At 67.6% G+C, this 2,576-nt stretch carries 2 protein-coding genes; both read left to right on the plus strand.

Annotated features, from left to right (window positions below; all coding sequences use genetic code 11):
* Positions 1–791: 791 nt before the first annotated feature.
* The gene (locus tag ACFU5K_RS31575; protein WP_384068093.1) at positions 792–1,901 is read left to right on the plus strand and encodes a trypsin-like serine peptidase; all 1,110 of its coding nucleotides are present in this window, start codon (positions 792–794) and stop codon (positions 1,899–1,901) included.
* 250 nt (positions 1,902–2,151) lie between these two features.
* A complete protein-coding gene (locus tag ACFU5K_RS31580) occupies positions 2,152–2,487 on the plus strand; it encodes a hypothetical protein (protein ID WP_384068096.1) in 336 nt (111 codons plus the stop codon).
* The last annotated feature ends 89 nt before the right edge of the window (positions 2,488–2,576 follow it).

Below are 2,576 nucleotides of genomic sequence, written 5' to 3' on the forward strand. Positions count from 1 at the left end.
TCTCGTCCGGAGTCACACCCCCTCAACGCACCACCGAACCAAAGGACACGCTCACCCACAACCAACCTGACCAAGCCCTACTAGGCGCCGCGCAGGTCTGCGGAGCGCCCCCGCGGGCGCGGGGGCGACTTGCTGAAGAACAGCGAACGCCGTGCGAAGGAAGGACACGACCCTGACGGTTGGCAACGGCTGACAGGGGGGTGGCCCCAGTGGCTTGATGGGTGCCGTGGGCAGCGACCGCATGGTCTGGCGGCGACCTGTCGTGAGATGACCTGTGAGGGCAGAGCAGGAGCCGAGGGCGAGCGGGGGTGGTGCCGTCCTTGGCGTCGTGGTGACCGCGTTGGTCAGCTCGCTCTCCCGACGACGCAATGGCTCTCAGGGCCAGGACCACGCAGTCGGCCAGCCCTGGCTACCCTGCGCGGACGCGGAGGCCGGCTGACTGCGCGTGCGCGGTCTTGCGGCCCACGGTCCGGGTGCGGTCGGTGTGCTGGCATTCGTTCCAGCAGTACGTGACGGCCCATGCCGGCCCAGCCTGCGTTGAACGCCCGGTCGTGATCCCGGTGTTGCTCGACGTGCAAGTGGACCGTCACTCGCCGGAAGCGGCCTTGTTCGCCGCGTACGGCCATCCGGCAGAGGCGGTCCTCGGGCAGTCGGCACTGCCCGCAGGCGAGCCGGTGAACGGCCGCCGCTGCGGATCATTCACAGCTCAAGATCACTTTCGCTACACGGCCTAACCCCGCGTGCACACTTCCCTGACTGCTTCCTGACATCGCCTGCCTACTGTCAGGCGCATGCACACATCATCTCCTCGCCCATGCGGTCAGCAGGGCGGCACTCGCAGGGCCCTCCGCCACGCGATAGGGGCCACCGTCACAGTGTCGGCGGCCGTCGTGGCGCTGGTCACGCCGGCCGCAGCCGCCGACGCCGCACCGCACAATCCGTCGTCCAACAGCAGCGGCGCGGCGGGACCTGACACCACCACCACCCATGCCGGCGCCACGACCGCACGGGAGCGCAACCGGATCGACGCCTACTGGAGCCCTGAGCGGATGAAGCTTGCAGGCGCTCTGGTCCCCGAGATCACCCCCATACCCGAAGACGACAACACGCCGGACGACCCTCGGCCGCTCCCCGCGAACACGCCGGACTCCGGGTCCGTGTGGACTCACGGCGGAGCGGTGAACAAGAACGTAGGCCGCCTGTTCTTTACCTTCTCCGACGGCTACGACGGCAGTTGCACCGCAACGGTTGTGACGAGCGGCAACCGCAGTACCGTCGTCACGGCAGCACACTGCCTGAGAGGCGTCGGTGCGCCTTCCGCCGACGACACCTGGAACCACAACTTCTACTTCGTGCCCGGCTATCGCAACGGAACGAAGCCGCTCGGCGGCTTCAGTATCAGGACCATGGCCACCTCTTCCCGCTGGGACGCCGATCCGGACACCACGGAATCGTCGGACGTCGCTGCCGCCGGTTACGACGCGGGACTCCTCGTGGCGAACTCGGCTGCCTGGGGACAACCGATTGCGGACATCACCGGAAGCCAGCACATCGGGTTCGGTCAGCCTGTCGAAAACGAGTTCATCCATGCCTTGGGATACCCGAACGCCGGACTCAACGATTCCGGGGACAAGTATGTCGGATCCCGCATGATCCACTGCGCGGGAGCGAGCCACCCTGGTCCCAAGGCCCCCGTGCTGTGGGGTGAGACCTGCGACATGTCGCCCGGATCGAGCGGTGGGCCCCACCTGGCCCACTTCGACACCCGCACCGGCACCGGCACCGTCGTGGGCATCACCACCACCACCGAGGAACTCGCGGGCGGACCGACCCCCACGCTCTACGCCACGCGCCTCGGTGACAGCGCCCACCGGCTCTACGACTGGGCGCAGTCACGTTAGGACCCTCGGCTGAAGCACGGTTCGGCCTCTGCCGCCGGGACCCGCACCATGTGCGGTATCCCGGCGGTGTGCGGTCGAGAAGAGTGGTCGCCCCCTCGCCGCGCGCGGTTTTCCGCCCGAGTGTCCGGGTACGGCCGGCGTGCTGGCGCTCCAGCCACACGTGGCCGCTCGTGACGACCCAGCCCGCGGCGAACGCCCGGACGTGCCCGTGGCCGGCCCGGTGCCTCGGGGCCGATGGGGAGTGGCGTCGGTGCGCAAGCTGAGGGTTCCGATCCTGTTGATGATGTCGCCAGAGGACATGCAAGGCGTGGTGGAGAAACAGGTCCGTGAGGTCCACGGGGCCTCCACCGCCCGCAAGAAGGAGCTCGTCATCGACAAGAGCGGCTTCCACGGAACAGACATGATCAAGCGGGCCGGTGCCTCAGGGGCCGCGTTGCAGGGCCGGGTCATCGCGTTGTGGTCGATTCCTACGGCGCCTCACGTTGAGGGACGTAATCACATCAGCCCCGGGGCGACGGCGGTGACAGCACCGCACGCTCCCCCGGGCCCCGTACTCAGGAATGGAGACATGTTGAAGCAACACTAGTAGGGCTTTGTTAGCTACCCCGGTTGATCGTCGTCAGGTACGTTGTGATGTCCTGTCAGGTGTGACACCTGAGGAGATGGAGAGGGTCC

The sequence above is a fragment of the Streptomyces sp. NPDC057428 genome, from assembly GCF_042803195.1.
GTDB lineage: Bacteria > Actinomycetota > Actinomycetes > Streptomycetales > Streptomycetaceae > Streptomyces.

Excerpts from the sequence above, each read along its gene's own strand:
- ACFU5K_RS31575 (WP_384068093.1), top strand. The coding sequence starts at position 792 with ATGCACACATCATCTCCTCGCCCATGCGGTCAGCAGGGCGGCACTCGC.